The 24,680-nt window shown below is 42.0% G+C and carries 29 protein-coding genes, 1 pseudogene and 1 riboswitch; of the genes and pseudogenes, 1 reads left to right on the top strand and 29 read right to left on the bottom strand.

Features of this window, described 5'->3' with window-relative positions; all coding sequences use genetic code 11:
* A pseudogene (locus CARFE_RS16430) lies at positions 1–280 on the top strand (transposase); the annotation flags it as partial.
* 176 nt (positions 281–456) lie between these two features.
* On the opposite strand, the gene CARFE_RS14330 reads toward CARFE_RS16430, so the two are convergent.
* The 29 genes from CARFE_RS14330 to CARFE_RS0104805 all read right to left on the bottom strand — a co-directional run bounded on the left by CARFE_RS14330 (position 457) and on the right by CARFE_RS0104805 (position 24,676).
* The gene (locus tag CARFE_RS14330; protein ID WP_051250165.1) at positions 457–1,113 is read right to left on the bottom strand and encodes a phosphatase PAP2 family protein; all 657 of its coding nucleotides are present in this window, start codon (positions 1,111–1,113) and stop codon (positions 457–459) included.
* Positions 1,114–1,138: 25 nt separating this feature from the next.
* The gene (locus CARFE_RS0104940; RefSeq protein WP_011344832.1) at positions 1,139–1,666 is read right to left on the bottom strand and encodes a spore maturation protein; all 528 of its coding nucleotides are present in this window, start codon (positions 1,664–1,666) and stop codon (positions 1,139–1,141) included.
* Position 1,667: 1 nt separating this feature from the next.
* Positions 1,668–2,246 carry a nucleoside recognition domain-containing protein gene (locus CARFE_RS0104935; RefSeq protein WP_028051951.1) on the bottom strand — a complete coding sequence of 193 codons (579 nt, stop codon included), beginning with the start codon at positions 2,244–2,246 and terminating at the stop codon, positions 1,668–1,670.
* Between the two features lie 159 nt (positions 2,247–2,405).
* Positions 2,406–2,831, bottom strand: coding sequence for a GerW family sporulation protein (ytfJ, locus tag CARFE_RS0104930; RefSeq protein WP_028051950.1), 426 nt, complete (start codon positions 2,829–2,831; stop codon positions 2,406–2,408).
* Positions 2,832–2,847: 16 nt separating this feature from the next.
* Positions 2,848–3,456, bottom strand: coding sequence for a hypothetical protein (locus CARFE_RS0104925; protein WP_028051949.1), 609 nt, complete (start codon positions 3,454–3,456; stop codon positions 2,848–2,850).
* Positions 3,457–3,479: 23 nt separating this feature from the next.
* Positions 3,480–4,058 (bottom strand): SMC-Scp complex subunit ScpB, encoded by a 579-nt coding sequence (gene scpB / locus CARFE_RS0104920; RefSeq protein ID WP_011344837.1) that lies wholly within the window; start codon positions 4,056–4,058, stop codon positions 3,480–3,482.
* Positions 4,009–4,728 (bottom strand): segregation and condensation protein A, encoded by a 720-nt coding sequence (locus CARFE_RS0104915; protein ID WP_028051948.1) that lies wholly within the window; start codon positions 4,726–4,728, stop codon positions 4,009–4,011. Before CARFE_RS0104915 ends, scpB begins: the two co-directional genes overlap by 50 nt.
* A gap of 5 nt (positions 4,729–4,733) precedes the next feature.
* A complete protein-coding gene (gene trpS, locus CARFE_RS0104910) occupies positions 4,734–5,714 on the bottom strand; it encodes a tryptophan--tRNA ligase (protein WP_011344839.1) in 981 nt (326 codons plus the stop codon).
* A 12-nt stretch (positions 5,715–5,726) separates the two neighbouring features.
* Positions 5,727–6,359 (bottom strand): site-2 protease family protein, encoded by a 633-nt coding sequence (locus CARFE_RS0104905; RefSeq protein WP_028051947.1) that lies wholly within the window; start codon positions 6,357–6,359, stop codon positions 5,727–5,729.
* An 11-nt stretch (positions 6,360–6,370) separates the two neighbouring features.
* Entirely contained in the window at positions 6,371–8,965 is a 2,595-nt protein-coding gene (locus CARFE_RS0104900) for a CBS domain-containing protein (RefSeq protein WP_028051946.1), read from the bottom strand.
* A gap of 49 nt (positions 8,966–9,014) precedes the next feature.
* Positions 9,015–10,085, bottom strand: coding sequence for a GerAB/ArcD/ProY family transporter (locus CARFE_RS0104895; RefSeq protein ID WP_028051945.1), 1,071 nt, complete (start codon positions 10,083–10,085; stop codon positions 9,015–9,017).
* A 54-nt stretch (positions 10,086–10,139) separates the two neighbouring features.
* Positions 10,140–11,477, bottom strand: a complete 1,338-nt coding sequence (gene lysA, locus CARFE_RS0104890) for a diaminopimelate decarboxylase (protein ID WP_028051944.1) — start codon at positions 11,475–11,477, stop codon at positions 10,140–10,142.
* 103 nt (positions 11,478–11,580) lie between these two features.
* Positions 11,581–11,759: riboswitch (Lysine riboswitch) on the bottom strand.
* 79 nt (positions 11,760–11,838) lie between these two features.
* Positions 11,839–12,825 carry an acyl-CoA dehydratase activase gene (locus CARFE_RS0104885; RefSeq protein WP_011344844.1) on the bottom strand — a complete coding sequence of 329 codons (987 nt, stop codon included), beginning with the start codon at positions 12,823–12,825 and terminating at the stop codon, positions 11,839–11,841.
* The gene (locus CARFE_RS0104880; RefSeq protein ID WP_028051943.1) at positions 12,797–13,912 is read right to left on the bottom strand and encodes a CoA protein activase; all 1,116 of its coding nucleotides are present in this window, start codon (positions 13,910–13,912) and stop codon (positions 12,797–12,799) included. Before CARFE_RS0104880 ends, CARFE_RS0104885 begins: the two co-directional genes overlap by 29 nt.
* Entirely contained in the window at positions 13,884–14,864 is a 981-nt protein-coding gene (locus tag CARFE_RS0104875; protein ID WP_028051942.1) for an acyl-CoA dehydratase activase-related protein, read from the bottom strand. The genes CARFE_RS0104880 and CARFE_RS0104875 overlap by 29 nt, the downstream gene beginning before the upstream one ends.
* 49 nt (positions 14,865–14,913) lie before the next feature.
* A complete protein-coding gene (gene spoVAE, locus CARFE_RS0104870; protein ID WP_028051941.1) occupies positions 14,914–15,270 on the bottom strand; it encodes a stage V sporulation protein AE in 357 nt (118 codons plus the stop codon).
* Between the two features lie 11 nt (positions 15,271–15,281).
* Entirely contained in the window at positions 15,282–16,274 is a 993-nt protein-coding gene (spoVAD, locus tag CARFE_RS0104865) for a stage V sporulation protein AD (protein WP_028051940.1), read from the bottom strand.
* Positions 16,271–16,714: a stage V sporulation protein AC gene (spoVAC, locus tag CARFE_RS0104860; protein ID WP_028051939.1), complete on the bottom strand. Its 444-nt coding sequence runs from the start codon at positions 16,712–16,714 to the stop codon at positions 16,271–16,273. The genes spoVAD and spoVAC overlap by 4 nt, the downstream gene beginning before the upstream one ends.
* A 65-nt stretch (positions 16,715–16,779) precedes the next feature.
* The gene (locus CARFE_RS0104855) at positions 16,780–16,974 is read right to left on the bottom strand and encodes a dodecin family protein (RefSeq protein ID WP_011344850.1); all 195 of its coding nucleotides are present in this window, start codon (positions 16,972–16,974) and stop codon (positions 16,780–16,782) included.
* A gap of 115 nt (positions 16,975–17,089) precedes the next feature.
* Positions 17,090–17,842 (bottom strand): RNA polymerase sporulation sigma factor SigF, encoded by a 753-nt coding sequence (sigF, locus tag CARFE_RS0104850; protein ID WP_034541638.1) that lies wholly within the window; start codon positions 17,840–17,842, stop codon positions 17,090–17,092.
* Positions 17,843–17,859: 17 nt separating this feature from the next.
* Complete coding sequence (locus CARFE_RS0104845) at positions 17,860–18,288, bottom strand: ATP-binding protein (protein ID WP_011344852.1); 429 nt, start codon at positions 18,286–18,288, stop codon at positions 17,860–17,862.
* Entirely contained in the window at positions 18,278–18,619 is a 342-nt protein-coding gene (spoIIAA, locus tag CARFE_RS0104840; RefSeq protein WP_028051937.1) for an anti-sigma F factor antagonist, read from the bottom strand. The genes CARFE_RS0104845 and spoIIAA overlap by 11 nt, the downstream gene beginning before the upstream one ends.
* Before the next feature lie 99 nt (positions 18,620–18,718).
* Positions 18,719–19,852 (bottom strand): D-alanyl-D-alanine carboxypeptidase family protein, encoded by a 1,134-nt coding sequence (locus CARFE_RS0104835; protein WP_028051936.1) that lies wholly within the window; start codon positions 19,850–19,852, stop codon positions 18,719–18,721.
* 72 nt (positions 19,853–19,924) lie between these two features.
* Entirely contained in the window at positions 19,925–21,091 is a 1,167-nt protein-coding gene (locus CARFE_RS0104830) for a phosphopentomutase (protein ID WP_028051935.1), read from the bottom strand.
* A gap of 11 nt (positions 21,092–21,102) precedes the next feature.
* Positions 21,103–21,966, bottom strand: a complete 864-nt coding sequence (gene xerD / locus CARFE_RS0104825; RefSeq protein ID WP_028051934.1) for a site-specific tyrosine recombinase XerD — start codon at positions 21,964–21,966, stop codon at positions 21,103–21,105.
* A 9-nt stretch (positions 21,967–21,975) separates the two neighbouring features.
* Positions 21,976–22,590 carry a stage II sporulation protein M gene (spoIIM, locus tag CARFE_RS15510; protein ID WP_051250164.1) on the bottom strand — a complete coding sequence of 205 codons (615 nt, stop codon included), beginning with the start codon at positions 22,588–22,590 and terminating at the stop codon, positions 21,976–21,978.
* 56 nt (positions 22,591–22,646) lie between these two features.
* Positions 22,647–23,303 carry a hypothetical protein gene (locus tag CARFE_RS0104815; protein ID WP_028051933.1) on the bottom strand — a complete coding sequence of 219 codons (657 nt, stop codon included), beginning with the start codon at positions 23,301–23,303 and terminating at the stop codon, positions 22,647–22,649.
* Positions 23,296–24,384 carry a DUF3866 family protein gene (locus tag CARFE_RS0104810; protein WP_028051932.1) on the bottom strand — a complete coding sequence of 363 codons (1,089 nt, stop codon included), beginning with the start codon at positions 24,382–24,384 and terminating at the stop codon, positions 23,296–23,298. The genes CARFE_RS0104815 and CARFE_RS0104810 overlap by 8 nt, the downstream gene beginning before the upstream one ends.
* A 94-nt stretch (positions 24,385–24,478) precedes the next feature.
* Positions 24,479–24,676, bottom strand: a complete 198-nt coding sequence (locus tag CARFE_RS0104805) for a hypothetical protein (protein WP_011344860.1) — start codon at positions 24,674–24,676, stop codon at positions 24,479–24,481.
* Between the last annotated feature and the right edge of the window lie 4 nt (positions 24,677–24,680).

The following is a 24,680-nucleotide window of genomic DNA, read 5'->3' as shown; positions in this document are numbered from 1 at the left end:
TTGCACTAAATACATTACTGTTAATTCCGACTATCGCTCTTCAATTAACAGAAATTCTGTTTTCTTTAAAAAGATTTATGCTCTACGAACTGAATCGGAAAGATACAATTCACGCTGGAAAAACCTAAATCTTGAAAAAGCTTTTACAAGAAACTTTAATTCTATTTCTAACTTAAATACTATTGGCCATATTTGCCTTCTCACTCTGGCTATTGCTGCTATCAACGATAACCATGTTGATAAGTCTAAATCTCTGGTTGGCTTCAAAACGGTTGCTTAACTTTTTATTTTAGTCCCTTTCTTCTTTAAATTTTTCCCTAATTTCTCAAGGGGTTAGTATAACCTTTTTTATACCCAGTTTTTTACACGTCTTCCTATTCACCCTATTTCATCCCCTTTAACAATAATTAGCTTCCAACTTTTTCTTTTTTTACTTTGAAATTTACCTAATTATGCTCATCCCTTCCTTTTTTTCCAAAATAAAATTTCCGTTATTATTATTGTTACAATAAGCCAAAATAAACCGGCAATAAATCCACCTAAAACATCTGTGGGCCAGTGAACCCCCAGGTAAATTCGGCTAAACCCAATTAAAAGAGGAAAACCGATTCCCAGAATAAGAAGCAAAATTTTGGGAAGGGGAAAGTTATTTTTTGCCAAAAGGTAAAAAAACATTCCGTAAACTGCCATGCTGATCATAGCATGTCCACTGGGAAAACTGTAGCCACTTTCCGATATTTTAAAGTACAGCGTTGGTCTTAATCTTAAATAATGAAGCTTTAAGACATAATTTAAAACCGAAGCCCCAATGAAGCTTCCTAAAAAGGCCGTAAGGCTATCATAACGTCTTTTCAGGTAAAAAAAGTAAGAAATAACCGGTACCAGCATCATATAAAAACCAATGGAACCTAAGAAAGTGATGCCTTTCATCAATGGTAAAATTCCGGGAAAGTAAATTGCCTGAACCTTTTTTAGAATAATTTCGTCCCAGACAAAATTTTTCCGGGAAGTAAAAATTACTTCGGTAAGTTCTCCAAAAGCCCAAAATAAAACGCCACCCGTTAATGCGCCTACAATTAAATAAACAATTAAACCTTTTGTCTGTTTCTTCATACCTTATCCCCGAAAAAAATTAATATTAAGTGCCAAAAAAGATTTTTACCACAAAGACCGAGGCAAGAAAAGTTGTAAAATCGGCAATTAACCCAACATAAGGAGCATAACGAAATTTTTTAATCCCAACGGAGCCAAAATAAAGGGCCAATACGTAAAAAGTAGTATCGCTGCTCCCTTGCATTGTAGATACCATCCGCCCAATCAAACTGTCGGGACCGTATGCCTCCATTAATTTGGCGGCAACTCCCAAGGCAGCCCCACCGGAAAGGGGCCTTAAAAGGGCATGAGGCAGGACTTCCGCCGGAATGCCAAGTTTATTTAAAAGCGGATTTAGCCCTAACGCCAATACTTTTAAAGCCCCGGATTCAAAAAAAATATTTATAGCCACTACCATCCCTACAAGATAAGGGATAGTCCGGATGGCGGTGTTAAACCCATCTTTGGCTCCTTCCAAGAAAGTTTCATAAACCTCTACTTTTTTTAACATACCGTAAAATATCACAAAAAACAAGATTAACGGTAAAAGCCAATTGCCTAATTTTATAATCATTTTACCACCTTGATTTTTTAAAAAAGTAATCGGCAATTAACGCCAAAGTAAATCCTATTAAGGTTGCTAAAAAAGTGGGAATTACGATGTCAGCAGGACTTGCCGCCCCAAATTTCTGCCGAAGTCCAATGATTGTGGCGGGTAATAATGTTACGGCGGAAGTATTTAAGGCTAAAAAAGTGCACATTGCTCGACTTGCGGTATCTTTTTGCGGATTTAAGCGGGAAAGCTCTTCCATCGCTTTTAAACCAAAAGGGGTGGCAGCATTACCTAAACCCAAAATATTGGCACTCAAATTTAAAAGAATCGCACCTTCCGCCGGGTGTCCCGGTGGAATCTCCGGAAAAAGCAGGCGAATTAATGGAGCCAGGACCTTTGAGAGATTTTCTACTATGCCGCTTTCTTCCATGATGCGCATTATCCCCAGCCAAAAGGTAATAATGCTTACAAGTCCAAAAGCTGTATCTACCGCAAGCTTGGCCCCCTCTAAAGCCGCTTTAACTATTAACTCCGGCTTTCCCTGCAAAAAAGCCGCCAAACACCCAAGAAGCACCATTCCCCCCCACAGATAATTCAGCATCTTTCTCTCCTCCCCAGGCTTGTACTACTATCCTATTCACCCTTCTCCCCCTTTAGAACACCAAAAAAGGGACGGTTCTTTTTTTAGGCGTTTAGACGCAAATACCGGAACCGTCCCTCTTTTTGGCGTATGGACGTAAATATAAGAACCGTCCTTGAATTAGGCGGTTGGAGTTTCGAAGGCTTCGAGGGGGAGATCGGGTTTTTTGCGGTTGTTGCCGACAAAGTTCTGGATTTTAGCTAAAAGCTCTGGGGTCAGGTCGATAAGCTTATCCACCAAAGCATTGGTATCTACCGGTAACAGGCGAATTTGTCCCTTCCCCACTACCAAAAAACCCACCGGTTGCACCGAAACGCCGGCGCCGCTGCCACCCCCAAAGGGTAAAGATTTTTCCTTTCCTTCGCCGGTAGAAAATTCACTTCCTCCAGCAGCAAAGCCCAGGGTTACTCTGGATACGGGAATAATCACACTGCCATCGGGAGTTTCTACGGCGCTTCCCACCACCGTATCCACATCTACCATTTCTTTTATACTTTCCATAGCCGTTTTCATTAAACTTTCAATGGGATGATGCTGAGTTTCCATTTCCTCCACCTCCAATTTACTTTTCCCCTTTAATTTGTACCAAAGGTTGCCTGAATATACCTTTTATTTTTTGTTTCAGGAGGAGGAAAAATAAGAAGGTGGCGGTTAGCAGTAAATGATACCAGGGTATTTCTATTAAAAGAGATAATTTTAAAGAAAACCTGATTCCCAGGCGGGGGTCTATATTTAAAAAAAATCGCTCTACTTTTTTAAAACGCCGGGCACAAAGGGCATAAAGCGTTCCAAATAACGAATACAAAACCCCCGAAACTATACCAAAGTAAAAGGGGTCCTTCAGACCCGGGCTTAATTCTACAGATAGTTTTTTAATTATTAACCCCTTTTGAAAATAAAGGTTAGTTTTGTTAAAAAGTTTAAGGTAATCCCAGTAGGCTTTTAGAAATCTAATTACCTTTCCCCGGAACATTTTCACTTTTGTCGTTTTTTTAACCGCCTTTTGGTTAGAAAAAATAAAATGCCCCACTACCGGAATTTCTCCACCAAAATGCTCGGTAAATTCCGGTAAAGGCAGGGCAACTTCAAAATTCAAAAGCCCAAAAAAAAGACGAAAAACAAGGTTAATTTCTACATCTTCGGTAGATTCAAAATAAAGACCAAGCTCCAATAACTGCCACCTCTTTTACCAAATTACTCCTCAAAATTATTATTTCCATCATTTACCGCTTCATTCTCCAAATTTAACGGTGGCAGTTCATCGAGACTTTTCAAGCCAAAAAACTCCAAAAACTTGGCAGTGGTCCTGTAAATAATGGGACGGCCGGGAGCATCTTTCCGTCCCGCCTCTTCAATAAGCCCTTTTTCTAAAAGAGTAGCGATAGAACTATCGGCTTTTACTCCGCGGATGAGTTCAATTTCCGTTTTGGTAACCGGTTGCTTGTAAGCAATAATGGCCAAGGTTTCCAAAGTTGCCTGGGTTAAATGCTGGGCCGGGGGCTTAAAAAGCCTTTCTATATAAACGGAAAAATCCGGGCGGGTGGTAAGCCAAACCTCCTCCCCGGAAAAATGCAGCATTATACCCCGCTGGTCCTGCTCGAGTTTTTCCTGCAACCGCAAAACTATTTCTTTTGCTTCCTCTACGGATAATTCCAACGTCTGGGCAATTTTTTTCAGGGATAAGGGTTCCGGACTTACAAAAAGAAGCGCTTCTAAAGCCCCTTCAAGATTTATTGGAAACAGAACCGACATACCGTATCCAGATTTCTCCATCCGTTTTCACCTGCCAAGCCTCCACCACTTCCTGGCGCAAAAGCTCCAATAGGGCTAAAAACAGGATAATCGCTTCTCTTTTACTTTCCACCCGGGCAAAAAGCTGGGAGAAAGGCAGAGCTTTTTCCTGTCTGAGTAAGTACCGCAAAATTTCTCCCATTTTTTCTTCTATGGTATATTCCTTTTCCGGTAAGGTAATTGGTTTTGGCGAAGTTTCAAGGCGCAGCAAGGTCTGGTTTAAGCTTTCGGTAAGTTTTTTTAGAGGAATTTCTTTCAGCTCACGCACCGAATACATCTTTAATAACTCTTCAACGTTAACTTTGCGGCGATAAACGCTGGGAAAGTTTCCCCTAATTTCTTTTAAATACTGGGCTATTTCCCGGAACTTCTGGTAGACTACCAGGCGTTCGACCAGTTCGGTTCGCGGGTCTTCTTCCTCCTCTTTTTTCCCAAACAGCATTTTTACTTTTAAGTATAAAAGGTGGCTGGCCATCACTAAAAATTCGCTTTTTATTTCCAAATTGTGTTTCTGGTACTGCTCTAAGTACCAAAGGTACTGCCGCGTAATTTCCGCAACGGGAATATCATAAATATCAATTTTATTTTTTTCCACTAAATGGAGCAGTAAATCTAACGGTCCTTCAAAGACCGGCAGGACAATCTTATACATATAACTTACCTCAGCTTCATTTTTTCCCGAACTTCCCTCATTGTTTCCTTAGCTGCCCGGCTCGCCTTTGCCTGCCCTTCGGCCAATATTTCAAGATACTTTTTGCCTTTTAAAAATTCTTCCCTTCTTTCCCTAAGGGGTTCTAAAATTTCGTTAATTTTTAAAGCCAACTGTTTCTTGCAGGCCACACAGCCTATTCCTGCCGTTCGGCACTGTTCTTCTATTTCGGTTACTTTTTCCGGATAAAAAACTTGATAGTAAGTATGCACCACACAAACCTCGGGGTGTCCAGGATCGGTTTTTCGAACCCTTGCCGGGTCGGTAATCATATTTCTCACCTGCTCAGAGACTTCCTCCGGTGTGCTGGATAAAGCAATCTCATTTTTATAACTTTTACTCATCTTCCGTCCATCAATCCCCGGTAGCAGCGGAACGGCATGAAGCACCGCCTGCGGCTCGGGAAATACACTACCGTAAAGATAGTTAAACCTCCGGGCGACCTCCCGGGTAAGCTCTAAATGGGGAAGCTGGTCTTCCCCTACCGGCACTAAATTTGCCCGGTAAATTAAAATATCCGCTGCCTGCAGTAAAGGGTAACCTAAAAAACCGTAAGTATTTAAATCTTTCCCCATTTCTCCAAGCTTTTCCTTTTGGTCCTTATAGGTGGGAACCCGTTCTAACCACGAAAGGGGAGTAAACATACCAAACAAAAGAGCCAGCTCCGCATGCTCCTTTACTTCCGATTGCACAAACAATGCTGATTTTTCCGGGTCAATTCCGGCAGCAAGAAAATCCAAAGCTAAATATTCAATGTTTTGTAAAACTTCATCGGTATTTTCATATTCGGTAGTTAAAGCATGCCAGTCGGCAATCATATAAAAGCATTTAGCTTCCTCTTGCAGTTTAACCCAGTTTTCGAGCACCAGTAAATGGCCTAAGTGGAGCCTCCCCGTTGGTCTCATCCCGCTTAATACGATTTTTTCCATATTCAAATCCTCCTATCCTGCCAAAAGCTTAAACAGTGCAAAATAAAAATTTAAGATAAACCGCGTAATTGGTTGTAAAACAAAGGAAATGGCGCCGGTAAAAAGTAATAAAAGGAGTATTGCCTGACCATAGCTAACCATAAACTTCCGGATTTCGTAAGAAAAAAAACGATTAAATATCTTTTCCCCGTCCAACGGAAAAACCGGTAAAAGGTTAAATACCCCCAAAGATACGTTGATCGCTACCGCAGTAATGCCAATTTCCCAAGCATAGGGAAGATTTATCCCCCCGAAAGCCAGGAAAAGAACGATAATAAAAGCCAGCACAAAATTGGATAAAGGTCCGGCTAAGGCCACCAAAGCCATACCGTTACGCGGCTCACCCCGGAAGTTGTAAGGATTAACGGGAACCGGTTTAGCCCAGCCAAAACCGGCAATTAAAAGCAGCAAAAATCCTACCGGGTCGATATGGGAAAGGGGGGATAAGGTTAACCTTCCTTCCCTCCGGGGCGTATCATCCCCGAGGCTTGTAGCTACCAGAGCATGACTGAATTCATGGATGGTTAAACCGACGACTATCCCCGGAAGCATCACTCCCAGGTCGTACAATGACGGAATCCTTAAGAACCCAAAAAAACTATCCATGGTAACTCTCCTCAAAAATAATTTTGTTTAACATATAAAATTTCCTCATCTTTATTCTTTAAAACCCCATCAATTTTTAACATTTTTATTTTATGTAAAATTTCTCGATACAGGGGACCGGGCTTTAAACCCAAGGCTTTTAAATCTTCGCCGGTAATTTCGGGCTTGATAAATCTCAGTTCTTCGAAATACGTTTTAAATCGCTCTCTGGCCCGGAATCTATCCAGTAACAGATATAAAGCCCAGTAACCTTCCGGAGGAAGTTTCGTTAAAGTTTCGAATATTTCCACCCCTTTTACTTCCCGGGGGAGAGATAAAAGTTTTAACGCTTCCTTAATTCCTAAAGCTCCCTGTCTTAAAACTTCTTCTTCTTCTCCCGTTAAAGGATATTTTTTTATAAACTCCTCAATTCCCTCTAAATTTTTTGCATAAACCCCCATTACCCCGTGCAGCCAGGGAATATTCGTTTCTTTTAGTAACCGGAAATATTCCACAGTATAATTGAAATAACGTCTTAAATAATCTTCTTCATAAAAAGCTTTTGGAAAAACTTCCTGAAAAACACCGTAATGCTTTAAAAATTTAAGGATTTTTAAAATATCCTTTTCGGCAAAAATAAGTTTTAATTCGTACAGGATTCTTGCAGGAGAAACCAAGTGTAAAAATCCGCCTGCAATAGCATCAACCAAAAGCTTTTCGGTGTTTTCCTCAAGTTTAAAATTAAATCTACCTAAAAAACGAAGCGCCCTTAAAATTCGCGTAGGATCTTCGACAAAGCTTAAGTTGTGTAAAACCCTTATAATCCCTTCTCTTAAGTCCAAAAGCCCTCCAAAAGGATCAAAAAGTTCACCGGTATGGCCGTAGGTGATTTCTATAGCCATAGAGTTTATGGTAAAGTCCCGCCGGTATAAATCTTCCCTAATAGTGGAAACTTCCACCTCCGGCAGTGCAGCAGGATGCTGGTAAAATTCCACCCGGGAAGTTGAAAAATCTATCTTTTGCCCGTTTTTCAGGATAATCGAGGCAGTCTTAAAACGCTCATGGGGAATAAACTTTATTGCCGAAAGGGTTTTGCCCACTTCTTGGGCTAAAACAAGAGCGTCACCTTCCACCACAATATCCAAATCCTTTTGTTTATGGCCTAAAAGTAAATCCCGCACAATTCCCCCGACTAAAAATACCCGCATGCCAAGTTGACTTGCCCATTTGCCGACGACGTTGATTAGCTCCTGACCTTCCGGGGAAATATTTTCATCCAAAAGCTTCTTTAAGTTTACCTCAAAACTCCCTTCCCGGTAAAGGGTTTTATGGGGCCTTAATTCTTCAGGCCGGTGATACTGCTTTAAAAGATCCGTCCGGGAAATAATCCCTATTAACTTTCCTCCTTCTACCACCGGCAACCGGCCAATATCATGCTTTATTAAAAGTCTTAATGCTTCTTCCAGGGACGCTTCAGGTTCAATGGTTACAGGATTTTTACTCATGTAAGCTTTAACCGGAGCATGTCCCAGGTTATGATGGATAATTTTATCGACATCTCTTCGGGAAATAATCCCAACTAACTTATCCCCTTCCAGCACCGGTAACCCCGAATGGCCGTAGCGAACCATAATTTTTCGCGCTTCTTCCACGGTACTATCCACAGTTACAAATTTCACCGGCCAGCTCATAATTTCTCTAACGGTTTTTGCGGGAATCTTAAAATTATTAAGCAATTTTAAAGCTATTTCTAAAACTTCCTGAACATCCCTATCTTTAAGGGTTAAAGAAACCGCCTGCGGGTGTCCTTTGACCCCAAGGCCGTATAAAATTGAACGTAAATCAATCTCTTCCTTGGTAGAACGGCCAACTAAATGCACCGTTTTACCCATTTGCACGGCCATGATAAGGACATCCGGACGGTGCATTTCCATTAAATAGCTGGCCATAAAAGATAGCCCGGGTAAATAATCATCGGCTCTGGCCCAGGTGGCAAGGTAAAAAAAGCCCTTGCTTTCTTCGGTGACAGCATTATTTAACAGTTCTTTTAACAAAAATTCCTGTTCCCGGGAAAGCGGTCTTTTTATAAACCGGTTCACTACTTCCAAGTTGACCCCAAAATTAAATAAATAGGCTAACGCTTCAATATCTTCTTTGGTAGTAGAGGGATACAACAACCCTCCCGTATCCTGATAAATTCCCAAAGCCATAACCGTAGCTTCAACCGAGGAAATCTCTATCCCTAATTCTTTTAATTTTTGTATTAACAGGGTAACAGTCGCTCCCGTGGGCTTTACAAATTTTTCAGCAAGATAAGGCTTTAAATCGGGAGCTAAAGGATGATGGTCATAAAGAATAATTTTCAGATTTTCGTTTAGATAATGCCGGATATGAGAAAAGCGGGAAAGTTCCGAACTATCCACCAGGATTAGCCTTTTTACATCCCTGGGGGTAGTTATTTTTTTCTGAATCTTTAAGCTATCTTTGTAAAGAGCAAGAAACTCCTCCACTGCTGGCAAAACCTTGGCCGGCAAAAGAAGATTTGCCTGGGGAAATAAAATCCCCGCAGCAACCATTGATGCTAAACCGTCAAAATCCATATTGTGATGGGTAGTAATTAAATCCATAATTTCCTCCGTTACACTTAATCTATATAATTATACCATAAAACGTTAACTAAGTACTCTTTCTCTTTTTGATAATGGTTAAAAGTAATAAGATGTAGGGAAAAATTACTTCAAGAAAAAATGCCAACCAGGATAAGGTTCCCATGTCATCCTTTACTTCGGCAATATTTTGAGGAGCAATAGCCCAAAAAAATACCAAAAGCAAGATTGGAGCCGTTAAATGCCGGTAATCTTTTTGCCCAAAGGCCTTACGTAACACTAACAGCGCAGCAAAAATATTAAGTCCCGCCACCGTGAAAATTGCCGTCATCCAGCCACCAATCAGTAAGCTATCCAAGCGGTAAACAACATACCCGATATTTAACATTTTGATAATCTCATATGAGGGATAACGCATCCGTGCTAACGATTCCGGTCCAAAAATCATTAGACCTACTAAACATACAGCTGCATAAATTAAAGTTACAAGCCCCATACCTACGACCGAAGCTTTTATCCCGTCTTTCAAGTCACGGAAATCTTTGGCAAAATATAAAAAAATACTAAAACCTGAAAAGGAAAATACACTACCAAAAATACCTTTTAAAAGATTAATTTCGGGATTTATTACCGGCTTTAAATATTCTACCTCCCATTTATTAATGATAAAAAACGTTACTACAAGCAGTAAGGCAAGTTTTATAAACATAAAGATCACATTTATATTTTTCACCGTTTCGTAACCGGAGTTACAAAAATAAAAAAATAATAAAAGGAATAACATTATCATTATGTAAGTCGGCGTTTCTTCTAAAAGCGTATCTGCCGCAAAATCGGTAAAAACCCTGAGAACCAAGCTTGCCAACCAGAGAAAATAATAAACAAAAATAAGGGCAAAAAAACGACTTAAAAATTTACCGTAAAGCTTTTCCCCGTACTCGATAAAAGTTTGGTCTGGCCAATAACTTTGGACAACAACTATCGTTAAAAGTGAAAGAAAGTTTATAAATCCCCCGGGAAAAATGAGCAACCAGCCGGAACTCTTGGCAGCCTCAGCCATTATTGCCGGCAACGAGATAATGCCCGATCCTACCGTTGCACCTATTATTAAAGCTACTCCTTCTCCCCAGCTAATTTTCATAAAAAAACCTCCTGATTCTAACCAATAGTATGGAAGAATCAAGAGGTTTTTATTCTAATACATGGTAACTACCTTGCGCGTTTTTAAATGTGCGGGGATTAAATCGTGGCTTAACAGGTCGTCATAAGTTTCCCGGCGAACAATCAGCTCCGCCTTTCCCCCACCAACTAAAACCATGGCCGGTCGGGGTAAACGGTTATAATTCATCGCCATGGAATAGTTGTAAGCTCCGGTATTGCTAACCAATAAAAGGTCTCCAGGCTTAATTTCCGCCAATTCAATATCCCAAATCAACATATCCCCTGACTCACAGCACTTACCGGCAATTGAAACTAACTTGACCGGCTGGTCGTTAGCTTTATTTGCCACTATTGCTTCGTACTTAGCCTGATATAATGCCGGTCGGGGATTGTCACCCATCCCACCGTCCACCGCAACATAGGTTCTAATTCCCGGGATATCTTTAATTGCCCCAATCGTGTATAACGTACTTCCCGCGGGACCGGCAATTGAACGTCCCGGCTCTACTATCACCTTTGGTACTTTAAGTCCGAGTTTTTGGCACTGACTTTCTAAAGTTGTAAAAATAGTCTCCGCCATTGCCGCCACCGTAGGAGGGTTATCACCTTCAGCATAGTAAATACCAAGACCGCCGCCTAAATCCAATTCTTCCGTCATAAAACCGGTAGCTTTAAATACTTCAGCCATAAAGGCGGTCATGACTTCTACCGTGTGAGCAAAAGACTCAAGTTCAAAGATTTGCGAGCCTATATGACAGTGAAAACCTTTTAATTCAATTCCGTCCAGTTCCAAGGCCCTTTGGGCCGCATCCATTGCCTGACCGGTTTCAATGGGAAAACCAAATTTACTGTCAATTTGCCCGGTTTTAATATACTCATGGGTATGGGCCTCAATCCCGGGACTAACCCTTAATAATATTGGTTGCCGTACTTTATAGCTTTTTGCAATGTCATTTAAAAGATACAGTTCGTAAAGATTATCCACCACAAAGCGGCCTACTCCGGCTTCAACTCCAAGCCTGATTTCCTCGGGGCTTTTGTTGTTGCCGTGGAAATACACCTTGTGCAAAGGAAAGTCTGCTTTTATAGCAGTATAAAGTTCGCCGCCGGACACCACATCAAGCCCCAAACCCTCTTCTTCAACTAAACGGCAAATTGCAGTAGTTAAAAGGGTTTTTCCCGCATAAATCGCCATTGACCCGGGGTGTTTTTGGGTGAAGTTTTGGTAGTATTCCCGGCAGTTTTTTCGAAATTCTTCCTCATCTAAAATATAAAGTGGGGTACCGAACTCCCGGGCCAAATCTACCGTATCGACACCGCCTATTTCTAAATGACCTTTTTCATTTACCCTCATCGTACCGGTAAAACGCATGCCATCTCTCCCCCTTATAAATAATAAAATATTGCGGGCCCTTGGTATTTCCCCAAAGACCCGCAATTGGCATGCGGCAATAGCGAGGAAATACCTCAGCTCCCAGCAAGGTAGCGCTCCACCCGCTAAAACGGGTGACAGTCCTATACCTGTTCGGCATAGGCCCAACCCCTTACGTCCGCTACCGTAAGGGATTTCGGCGAAGGCCCCTTTCACCGGGCAGCATTAACCTGCGGGGTTTTTGCCCGGTTACTCTTGACCATCCGCACCTCTACCTCACCTCAAAGAGATGAGGTATTAGCGTATTAAGTTTTAATTGCCCTTTACTTCTAATAACTATAACATTAAACTTCTAAGTTCGTCAACCTATCCCCGCTAATTTTTTGTTATTCATCTGACTGTAACGGCCGCAGCGGTCATTTAAATAACCCACCACCTCGTAATCTTCATATATTTTAACCACTTCACAAAAGTTCGGACAGTTTTGGCATTCAAAATTCTCGGTTTTTAATTCGGCATCTTTCACGTTAAAGCCCTTGAACCTGGTTTTATAAGGCTGTTTTTCCCGCTCAAAAGCTGCAATTAACGCTGCTCCTAAAGCTCCCATTACCTCAAAATAGGGCGGCACAATTACTTCGGTACAAAGCGCCCGCCTAAAAGCTTCTCGCATGGCAATGTTGGCCGCCACACCGCCCTGAAAAACAATTTTATCGTAAAGCTTTTTGCCCTTAGCTAAATTGTTTAAGTAGTTTCTTACCAGAGCATCGCAAAGGCCCGCGAGAATATCTTCGATACTTAAGCCCAATTGTTGCTTGTGAATCATATCGGACTCGGCAAATACCGCACACCGCCCGGCTATCCTAACCGGATTCTGGGCTTTTAACGCTATTTCTCCAAATTTTTCAATAGGAATGTTAAGCCTTTGCGCCTGCTGGTCCAAAAACGAACCGGTACCGGCCGCACACACGGTATTCATCGCAAAATCGGTTACTACACCATCTTTTAAGAGAATAAGCTTGGAATCCTGTCCACCAATTTCTAAGATGGTTCGTACTCCGGGTACCAAATAGTTAGCAGCCACCGCATGGGCAGTTATTTCGTTTTTCACGGTATCTGCTCCTAACACCAACGCTGCCAACTGTCGGCCGCTTCCGGTTGTCCCCACCCCTAATATTTCTTCTTCTTTGATTCGGTCGTAAATTTTTCTTAAACCTTCTTTTAAGGCAACAAGAGGTCGGCCGTTCGTTCTCAAATAAATTGCTTCCAAAATTTCCTTTTCTTCATTAATCACCACTAAATTGGTACTTACCGAACCTACATCAATTCCCAGAAATACGCCTTTTTTCATGATTTCCTCCTTTCTGGCGAAAACTTAAAAGGTCACAAAAAGCTTCCAACCGGGTGATAAACCCGGCCTCACCGGTATGTTCATCAACCACCAAAGATAAGACCGGGATATCCTCGACTTCGCTTACCGCCGGCAGAACTGCTTGAGCAACAATTTCCGGCATACAGGTAAAAGGTAAGAGCTGAATTACCCCATCGAATCCCTGTTTTTTTAAGTATTTAACTCCGCCTACCGTTTCCTGCCCGTGTCCCCCCACAAAATGGCAAAGAAAGGGCGGTGCTTCCTTCACAATTTCTTTATGCCGGCTATAGTTTTTAAAAAGTCCCAGAAAAAGGTGGTCGTTTACCCATTCACTTAAATAAATGGTGCGTTGCACTTCCACTCCCAGGTTGCCAAGATATCGTTCGATATTAAAGTTGGTAAAGGGTTCTAAGAGGGTAAAAATCTCCCCAACCACTCCTATCTTTAACACCTTGCGGGCCAAATCCATGGGTATCCTTGCCAAAGCCACAACTGCTTGATTTACCGCTTCTTCGATTTCCTTTTCCTCTCGAGCCCGATTTAAATTTTGCAAAAACTCCTGCCACACCCGGTCAGTTGCCCCCTTGGTAATTTCCCGGGCTCTAAAAAAGGCTACTTTTTTTTCAATTTCATCGGCAGCTTTTATTTTTAAAAATCCTTTTTTAACCGCCCTTATAACCTGAAAAATTGGTTTATTACCGGTAATTTTTTTTAGTTTAGCGATAAACTCCATAATGTTTCTTTCGGGTGGTTCTAACACTAAAAGGTCATAATTAATCCCCAATTCCTTTAATATTTCCTGCTCCACATATGCGTAATAACCAAAGCGGCATGGGCCAGTTCCTCCTGCCATGAGGATTGTATCGGCACCCAGTTCATACGCCTCAATAAAATTCCCGAGGTTAAGCTTTAAAGGCAGGCAGGCAAATTCCGGTCCGTACTTAGTACCCAGAGTTAAGGTTTTTTTGGTAATGGGCGGAGGTAGGACCACTTCTACCCCCAGTTCTTCTAACATTGCTTTTACCCCTATAGCCATATTACCCATGTGCGGGTAGGTAACTTTCACCGGCAAAACTCCTTTCCACCGTCATATCCCAAAAAGCTTCAAGACGGGTTACAAGTCCCGCCTCACCGGTGTGTTCGTCAATGGTAAGGTTTAAAAAAGGTAAGGAAAATTTTCTTCTCAAATACCGGCCCGTAAGTTCGGTTATTATTGAATCAGGTCCGCAGCCAAAAGAATTTAAACTTATTATCCCTTTTAACGGGTAATTTTCGGCGAGATAAATACTGCCACCAAAGTTTTTAATCGCAAAACTCCAAAAGGGTTTTTTGGGTAGAATCCCAGCTTTTTTTACCGCTTCCGCAAAGGGAACGTTATCAGGAGTTAAAACTTCTCCTCCAAACCGGCGAATTTTTTTTATTAAATCCATACTGGCATGACGGTCATTAATATTGTAGGCATGACCCACCACCGCAAAAAGCGGTTTCTTTAAGTCCGGCACATAATTTTGCTTCCCATCAATTAAATCCAGCGGTTGATATCCAAGGTACTTTTTTTGCAAATAAGCTTTTTGATTTTTCCAGGCTGCATAAATCGCTCGCATTATTTTCATACCGTTTGGCGTAATTTTTTTCCCAAGAACATAAATCCCCCGGTAAAAATCTTCTCCCTTTCGATAGGCCGTTAAGTCATGGGAAAGAACATTTTGGGTTTTTAAGCGAAAGATAATCATTTCGGGCAATCCCAAAAATTTCGGGCAGATGTAAGTACGCCGGTATTCACTAACATAGCGGGGTATAAAGAGATAATCTACCCGATCTTTTAAAAACCGCGCATGGCCGAAAAAAACTTTAACCGGCAAACAGGCATCATCTACCGCCGCTTCTACCCCCAAGTTAAGGGTCTCCTTATCGGTAGGTTTTGAGGTTACAACATCTACTCCCAACTCTTGGAAAAAAGTTTCCCAAAAGGGATAATAATCGTAAAAATATAAACCTCGCGGAATACCTATTTTCATCTAACCACCCCATCTTTAAGAGCATTTCCAGGGAAAAAAATTTTTATACCTACCCCTTGGGTTTAAAGATAAGGGCAATTATATAACCGGCAATAATCGCCGCGGAAATACCCGTGGCGGTATTTGCTATTCCGCCCCCCAAAAGCCCTAATATTCCTTTTTGTTTAAATCCTTCTATTGCTCCCTGCGTCAGTAAATGCCCAAAACCAGTTAATGGTAAAGTTGCCCCGGTACCGGCAAGTTCTACTAATTTTTCGTAAACTCCAAAACCGGAAATAAGTGCACCGGCAGTTACAAAGCTAACCAAAACATGGGCAGGAGTCACCCGAAAGCTTGTGAGATCCATCATCAGCTGACCAATTAAGCAAATTACCCCTCCAACCAAAAAACTTAACAGGAAATCCATATTCATCCCCCTCAGTAACATTCAAAGGCTACTGCATGAGCAATTACCGGTATGGACATTCCCTGCTGGGATGTAACTTGAGAAAGTAAAGCACCCGTACCTATACCCAAAAATTTATGAATCTTTCCCTGACTCAACTCGTTAAAAACGTAGCCAGCGGTAACTAAAGCCGAACAAGCTGTACCGCTACCTCCGGCATTTACCTGCTGATCCGGTCGATAAATCATGATTCCGCAATCGGTAAGCCTTTGACCAAAGTTGATATTACGTTCCTGTAAAAGTTTAACCAGGATTTGCCATCCAAACCGGGCTAAATCTCCGGTTGCCATTAAATCATAATAATCGTAAGACAAACCCGTTTCTTTAAAGTGGGCAAGTAAAGTGTCAAAAGCTGCAGGAGCCATCGCCCCACCCATGTCCGAAGGATCAAACATACCGTAATCCAACGCTTTGCCCACCGTAACCCGGGGAATTTTAATTTTGCCTTCTCCTTCCCCCAAAACCACCGCGGCCGCACCGGTAACCGTCCACTGGGATGTAGGCGTTTTCTGAACCCCCTGTTCTGTAGGATTACGGTACTGCCGTTCAACGGTGGCGTAATGACTGGAAACACCCACCAGTACTTTTTTGGCAAAACCACCGGCTATTAACATAGCCCCCAGGATTAGTCCTTCGTAAAAAGTAGCACAAGCATTATATAATCCAAAAAATGGAATCCCCAAACTTTTTGCAACAAAATTAGCCGAAATAATTTGGTTTAATAAGTCCCCGGCCAAAAAAAAGTCCACTTCTTCCTTTTTTACAGAAGCTTTTTGTAAAGCCATTTCGACTACTTCCAAAAACATTTTTTGCTCCGCTTTCTCCCAGGTATCCTCATAATAATAAAGGTTGTTAATAATCTTATCAAAATAGGTAGCCAGGGGGCCTTCCCCTTCTTTTGGTCCAGCTATAGTTGCATAACCCAATACTACCGGCGGATTAGCAAATTCCCGGGTTTGCCTCATAATTTTCCCAGCCCCCTTAAAATAATTGCCACAATAAGAGAGCTAAGTACCCCGTAAATAATAACCGGACCGGCTACGGTAAATAGTTTCGCCCCAACACCGAGAACCAAGCCTTCCTGTTTATGTTCCAAAGCCGGCGATACCATGGAGTTCGCAAAGCCGGTAATGGGAACGATTAAGCCGGCACCAAAAATCCGCACCAAATCATCATAAATCCCGGTACCCGTTAAAATTGCCGAGATTAAGATAAACACCACACTTACAACGGTGTAACCGTCTTTTTCCGAAAGGCCGTAGCCTCTTAAAAAATGAAACAAAACTTCTCCTAAAAGACAAACAAAGCCCCCCATTAAAAAAGCCAATAAGCAGTTTTTTAGTACCGGCGGCTTAGGTTTAATTTTTTCTACAGTTTTTTGATACTCATTTTTATCAATAGCCATCACATTTCACCTCAAAATATAATTTTCCCCCTAAAAAATAAAAAAATAACGGAGGAAAACCTCCGTTATTCCACATAAGCAACTTTTACATTGGCCTTATATTCTACTACCCGTCCGCCTTCCACATTAGCGGTAAAATTTAAAATTTCTACTCCGGTTACCGTCCCCAGGGACCGCGATGCTTCATTTACTGCGGTTTGTACCGCATCCTTCCAGCCGGTTGGTGATTCTCCCACTAATTCGGCTACTTTTACATGCATTGCTGATTCCTCCTTAAAAAATTTTTTTCCATTTATTAAAATGAACCCTGGACCGGCTATTTATTAAGGTAATATTTTATTGTTTTGTTATTTTTTGTATTTCAGGGAAATAAATTTAACTCTCGTTCAGGTACCGTTTTAATTTTAAGAGGGCCTGTCTTTCAAGCCTTGAAACCTGTACCTGGGAAATTCCGAGAGTTCTGGCAATCTCCATTTGGGTTTTTTCTTTAAAAAAGCGGTTAATTAAAATATACCGCTCCCGCGGTTCTAACTTGCTTAGCACTTCTTTTATCGAGATATTTTCTAAAAGGGTTTGTTCTTCATCACCCTCCTGCTTAATCTGATCTAACAGGTATATCGGGTCTCCATCATCCTGATGAACCGTTTCAAAAAGTGAAGCCAAGCTCTGTCCCGCTTCTAATGCTTCAACAATCGCCTCCCGCGAGTAACCAAGAGTTTCTTCCAGTTCGGCGATTGTAGGTTCCCGGCCTAACTTTACGGTAAGCGCTTCCTTTTCTTTTAAAATCTTTACCCCCAGTTCTTTGGTAGAACGACTAATCCGGATAGGCTGGTCATCTCTAAGAAAACGACGAATTTCCCCCACAATCATGGGAACCGCATACGTGGAAAACTTCACCTGTTGTTTTAAATCAAATTTATCAATGGCTTTAATTAGCCCAATCGTCCCAATTTGAAACAGATCTTCAACTTCGTAGCCCCGGTGTAAAAAACGTTCCACCACTTTAAAGACCAATTTTAAATTACAATTGATAAGTTTTTCCCGGGCAGCCACATCTCCCTTATGGGCTTTTTCTATTAATTCTTTTATTTCCTGTTCACCGAGCCTTGGGAAGCGGGGTAAATTCATAGAAGAAAAACGAAAGTTCACACGGTTCTGTTATCTTTTAAAATTCTTTTAAATAAAATCACTTTTGTCCCCCGCTCCATAGGCACGATTTCCACCCGATCCATTAAACTCTGCATAAAGAGAAAGCCCAAACCCGGGTGCTCATCCTCCGGGTCCAATACCATTTTTTCCCTGATTTTTTCCCGTTCAATACCTTTGCCAAAATCTATTACTTCAATATACATCCCTTCCTCGGTAAAATAACCATTAACCTTTATTTCTCCGGGATTATTACCGTAGCCGTGAACGATGCTATTGGTAACCGCCTCGGATACCGCAACTTTAATATCGTCCAAGTCGGGAAGGGTTAAATCCTTCTGGGCAGCAAAAGCCGCCACCACAATCCGTACCAAACCGATATTTTCTTTTAAGGCGGGAATCGTCAGGTTAAAATAGTTATGCTTCATGAGCCGTTTCCTCCCAAACTTCCTCTTCCCGGGAAATTCCTTTCATAATCCGGAAAAAACCGGAAAGTTCTAAGATCTTTTTAATCTTTTCATTGGTTGAAGCTAAATATACCCTGCCCCCAAGACTTCTTATTTTTTTAAACCGTCCCAGGATCACCCCAAGTCCGGAGCTATCGATAAAGTCAACGTTCTTTAAATTAAAGACAATATCTTTTACCGGGTAATTTTCAATTATTTCATCAACTTCCCGGCGCAGCCGGTCTGCCTCCTTTAAATCTACCTCTCCGGTTATCCGAACAAATAACACCTTATTTTTAACTTCCTTTTCCACTTCCAAAAAAATCCCCCCAAAAATGTGTTTCAAAACAATAATTCTATATAAATCCAGATTTTTCCTGCAAGAAGTTTTAAAAAAATAAGTAGCAAAAAGCTACTCAAAAGTTAAAAGGCTTTTTAAAAATCGCCCGATGGCAAAATCGAGTCGAGCTTTTAAACAATCCTCTAAAGACTTAAGGGGAGCTCTGCCGATTATCTTTGTCCCATCATAAATAACAACCTCACCCATTACCTGACCGTTCTTTACCGGAGCCGTAATTTTTTCCGGAAGTTTTAATTCATAACGGGGATTTAATTTTTTCCCTTTTTCTTCAACTAACAGTACCGGTGCCCCGGGTCCAACCACTATTTGTTCCTTTTCTCCCTTTACCACTTTAACTTTAACAGAAAACTTTTCAGCCAATATCGGGTACGCCTTAAAATTGGCATAACCGTAGTTGTAAAGCTTTATCGATTCGGTAAAGTGGCCTTTTTTGACCGGGCAACCCAAAACCACGGCAATTAAACGAAGATCGTCACGACTTGCCGTGGAAGCCAAACAATAACCCGCCTCTTCCGTCCAGCCGGTTTTTCCGGCGTCTACCCCGCGGTAATACCAGAGCAGTTTATTGGTATTAAAGCGGCGGGTTTCACCACCCCTTAACGTAAACTCTTTAATCTGGCTAAGTTCCAAAAAGAGCGGATGCTTAATCGCTTCTCTTAATAAAATAGCCAGGTCATAACAGGTGCTGTAATGTTTAGGATCATCAAAACCGTAGCTGTTAACAAAATGGGTATTGGTCATGCCGAGCTCTTCCGCTTTTTTGTTCATTTCTTCCACGAAAGCCTGTTCGTTCCCCGCCACCGTTTCGGCGACCGCAACACAGGCATCGTTGGCCGAAGCAACTGCCACGGCCATTAAGAGGTCTTTAAAGGAAAACTCTTCCCCGGCATACATGTAAAGCTGGGACCCACCCATGGAGGCAGCTTCTTCACTAACCTTTACTATATCATCCAGGTTGACTTTCCCTTTTTCAACCGCTTCAATGGCTAAAAGCAACGTCATTAATTTTGTCACGCTGGCAATGGGCAGTTTTTTATGAATTTCTTTTTCGTATAAAATTTTACCGGTATAAGGTTCCATTAAAATTGCCGCCCTAGCGTTAATTTCCAGAGGAGCTGCTAAAGCGTTAGTAGTAAGTCCAAGGCCTAACACCAGTAAAAGGTAAATTATAAGCCTTTTGGGCATAAAAATTCCCCCCTCTTGTCCCTATTTCACCAATAGTATATTTGAGGGAGGAAAGGTTTATGCACTTTTCTTTTATTTTCTTATTTCGCCCCAAAAACTTTGACCTATTCCCGGTTCCAAACCAAAAATCTCTTCTAAAGTTGCCGCTACATCGGCAAAGGTTTCCCGGGTACCCAGGTTTACATCTTCTTTAATACTGTGACCATAAACTAAAAGCGGTACATACTCACGGGAATGGTCGGTACTGGGAGTTGTAGGGTCACAGCCGTGGTCGGCGGTAATTATCAATAAATCATCTTCTCTTAGTTTTTCCATAATCTTGGGAAGATAGGAATCAAATTGTTTTAAAGCTTCATAATAACCTTCGGCATTATTTCTATGCCCGTACACCATATCAAAATCTACCAGGTTGGTAAATAATAGACCCGTAAAATCTTTATATAGAAGGTTAACGGTTTTTACAAGGCCATCTTCGTTATTTTTGGTAGATTCATGCCAGGTAAGTCCCCGTCCGGCAAAAATGTCATAAATCTTGCCTACTCCCAGGACCTCATACCCCTGCTCCACTAATTTATCTAAGACGGTTTTCCCCGTTGGCTCCAAAGAATAATCGTGGCGGTTGGCGGTTCTTTTAAAGTTTCCGGGAGTGCCTGTAAACGGCCGGGCAATCACCCGCCCCACCGCATGCTCGCCGGTAAGAAGTCCGCGGGCAATCTTACACATTTTGTATAACTCTTCCAGAGGAATAATTTCTTCATGGGCGGCTATCTGGAAGACACTGTCCGCCGACGTATAAACAATAGGATAGCCGGTCCGCATATGTTCCTCGCCCAATTCTTCAATAATAGCAGTACCGGAAGCGGGTTTATTACCTAATGTTTTCCGGCCAATGGCCTCTTCAAAGCGCTTGATTAAATCTTCCGGAAACCCGTTAGGATATACCGGAAAAGGCTTTTCCAAAATCAGTCCGCAAATCTCCCAATGGCCGGTAGTGGTATCTTTGCCGGGAGACTTTTCTCCCATTTTACCGTATGCCCCAAGAGCTTTAATATCTCCTTTTAGTCCCAAAATAGAATGGATTTTACCAAGCCCAAGTTTTTCTAAGTTTGGAAGCTCAAACCCCCCCACCTTTTTTGCGGTATTGGCAAGGGTATTGCTGCCTTCATCACCGTAAAGGTGGGCATCGGGTAGTTCTCCAATGCCAACGCTGTCCAAAACTATTAACACTACTCTTTTCACCTTAATACCTCCTAAGCTCGTGGATGTGCTTTACGAAATACCTCTCGCAGTTTTCTCGTAGTTAAGTGGGTATAAATTTGCGTCGTTTCTATAAAACTGTGACCAAGGAGTTCCTGAACAATTCTTAAATCCGCACCGTTTTCCAGGAGATGAGTGGCAAAAGAATGGCGGATTAAATGGGGGGTCAAGTTTTTTACTATTCCAGCTTTTTGCCCGTATCTTTTTAGCATTTTCCAGAATCCCTGACGGGTAAAACCACTGCCCTTCCGGGTAATAAAAAGCTTTAAAGAGTTGCTTTTCCGCTTAGCTCTCAGGGCTAAATACTGGTTTAAGTAATGGGCTGCTACTTCTCCAAAGGGAACAATCCGCATCTTTGCTCCTTTACCCAAGATTTTAACATATCTCTCGTCCAAATATAAGTTAGGTAGTTCAAGATTCACTAACTCCGACACCCTAAGCCCGGTGGCATAAAGCAGTTCTAACATCGCCCGGTCTCTCACCCCTTCCCAGGTAGAAAGGTCGGGGGCTTTTAGAAGCAAATCAATTTCTTCGTAACTTAAGATTTCCGGTAATTTTAACCCAAGTTTAGGCCCGTCCACATCCAAAGCAGGATTTTCCCCGACAATCTTTTCCCGAAGTAAATATTTATAAAAACTTCGGATTGCAGCAAGATTTCTCGCTACACTTGCCGGTTTTAGCTCCCGGGCTAAATCCTGCAAATAAAGTTTAATATCCTTTGAAGTTGCGTCAATGATACTGATATTTCGTTTTTCCAAAAAAGAAACAAACTTCTCTAAATCCCGGCGGTAAGACAGGAGAGTGTTTAGAGAAAAGCCCTTTTCTAACAATAAATAATCGATAAAAAGGTCAAGCATCAAACCACCTTACTTTAAAAAGTAAAAAATTATTTTGGGAGATAAATAAGCTTCTATCGCCGCCGCTCCGTAAGCCGCAGCTGCGGCAAAAACCATTAAAACCACGTAACCGGCAAAAGTAAAGCCCAATTTTTTTTCCCTGCTAAAGTAAACCTTAAAAAGTTTTAGGGCAAAAACTACCGTTCCTGAAGCCGCCAGCAATAACGAAGGCAGATAAACAATGTTCTGGGGTAACAGGGCGGCCAGAGCCAAAAATACCCCTTTACCGGAATTCTGGGAAGCTAAAACCGCACCGGTAAAACCAAGCATAACTCCCCGGCTAAACACCACCGCAAAAGCCACCGGAAAGCCAATTACCGAAAGTCCTAAAAGAAAAAGCAAAAGGTAAATGGAAAAAAGTTGACCGCTGGTGTAAGTAAAGACCGTTTCCGGATTATAACTTTGTCTTACGGTATTCAGTAATTTAGCTGCTTCCTGCACCACTATTTCTTTTTCCTGCCTATCTAAAAGAATCGCTTCCCGGACCCCCCACCCTACACCACAGAGAAAAAAAATAAACATCCCAAGATAGAGTAAAAAATATTTTTTTTGCGGCCAGGTGCTCAAAAACTCGTTTTCCCGCATTTTTTCACCCCATACCTTTTGAACAAGAGCTTAATAATAGGTATGAGGTAAAAAGCTTATCTATACCTTGCTAAGGCCAGGCGGTAGTAATAAAAAGCCCCTTCAACATCTTCAATACTGCGCCCACTGGCTGCCACCAGGGCAACCCGTCCATGGTGATCTAAAGCATTTTTTATCCGGGCAAGACCTTTTTCCACCACCTCTTTGGTATTGCTTTTTACCGTTCGCGCTACAGTTACCGTAAAAACTTCGGGAGCACCGGCAGTAACCGCAGCATCAAAAGCAACCCCGCCGGAATCGGTTACCGCCACCACCACTTTTCCGTGAAAATCGGTTAGTTTAACCGTTTCTTTTCCTATATTAGGAACTACTTTTATTACCCGGCCACCAGCGGCATTAATCCCGTCCACCACCGGCTGGATGCGCCTTTGCCTTTCTATCTCATCCCCCACCCGGGGTTCGGCGATAATGATAATACCGGTATTTGCTTTTACCGCCTGGATTCCGGCCTTTTTCCCGATTCCATAAGGATTTAGGGGTACCGGCGCCCGAAAGTTGGCAGGACTTGCTCCAAAGACAGCCACAGCTCCTTCCTCTAAAACCCCCTCCAGAGTTGTGGACATATCGATAACGTCCACCACCACTACCGCCATTCCCGCTTGACCGCACCAGGCAGCCATACTGGCATCGGAAGTAACCAGTAACTTAGCCATTTTTTTCAACCCTCTTTTGCATTTCTACCGCAAGAACCCCTCCAGCAGCGGCCGTTAAAAAGAACTCCCGGTCGCTGGTAAAATCCCTACCCATGGTAGATAGATTCTCCACCTCTTCAAGTAGAAGCTTATTTAAAAATTCTTCGGGAAAATAATGAACTTGCACCCTTTGGGAGAATGCTTTGGTCTGCTCTAAAAGGCGCTCTTTTTTCTTATAATCTTTTAACTCTGGTAGAGCCAGAAAAAAATCAACAAGGGCAATTTCATTTATGACAGTGAGTGAATGGTGGCTTAAGCCAAAATGCCTTTCCCGGGGATCGGCAAAGGAGACCCTGGGTACCATGATAGGGCAACCTCCCAGGATTTTTACCGCATTTAGATACTCCCCTTGAGCCAGGGCGGTAGAACCCCATTTTGTACCGGTACCCACATTGCCCGGTCCCATGGCAATTACTGCTACATCGGCTTTTAGCGCTACTTTTGCCAAAATCAAGGCCGAATAAACGTTAACCGCCTCGATATCGCCGCCAAAGGCGTGGCCAAAGGTAATGGTTCCACAAATTAAACCCTTTTTCCTTAAATTTTTTACCGTTTTACTAAAAGCAATGGGCAGTGCCCCCTGGTCGCTCATAAGATAAGCAACTCTTAAATTCTTATTTTGGGAGTTAATCCCGGCAATTACCGGTAATAACTGGCTATGCAAACTGCAAACCACCACCGGCATTCCCTTTAAACTTTGGAAATTTTGGACAGCAACGTGATAGGGACTGCCTTCCTCTTCCGCCGCCAGGCACTTTAACTGCAGCGGAGTATACCGAAGTTTAATAATATGCCCCGGTCCTTTCAGGCTTTGCCAGGGCCGGCTAAAATTGGCCACTACAAAATGAAAGCCGCCGGTTCCAAGTTTTAAGGTAACTGCCGTGGTGTTTAACAAAAGGCGGTCTCCTACCCGAACTTTTCCGGTAAGGTTAAAATAACATATGGCTTTTTCTAAACTTCCTTCCACATCCACCAATAATTCCTGAGTTTCTTCATCTTCAGCCAAAATCTCTATGGCCTTGCCTTCTTTAAGTTCAATCATCTTAAGCCTCCGTCCGTTCATCAATTCACCAATATTATAAACTTATTTAGGATAAAGAACAAATTGACAAAAAAAGAGGAGATTAACTCCCCCCTTACTCTTCATAAATTAACCCGCCATCACTGCAATAGGCCAAACACCGTCGGCAGTTCCAGCAGCGGTCGTATTTTATAAAAATTTTTATTTCTTTTTGATCAAAATTTAAGGCACCGGGAACACAGGATGATACCGCCCGGCAATTGGTTAAATGAGCACATTTCCGGCAGAGTTCATTTTTCACTTTAACTGGCATTTTC

The sequence above is a fragment of the Carboxydothermus ferrireducens DSM 11255 genome (genome assembly GCF_000427565.1).
In the GTDB taxonomy this organism is placed as follows: Bacteria; Bacillota; Z-2901; order Carboxydothermales; family Carboxydothermaceae; genus Carboxydothermus; species Carboxydothermus hydrogenoformans.
The sequence above is the reverse complement of the archived record's forward strand: the minus strand, read 5'-3'. Positions and strand labels throughout refer to the sequence as shown.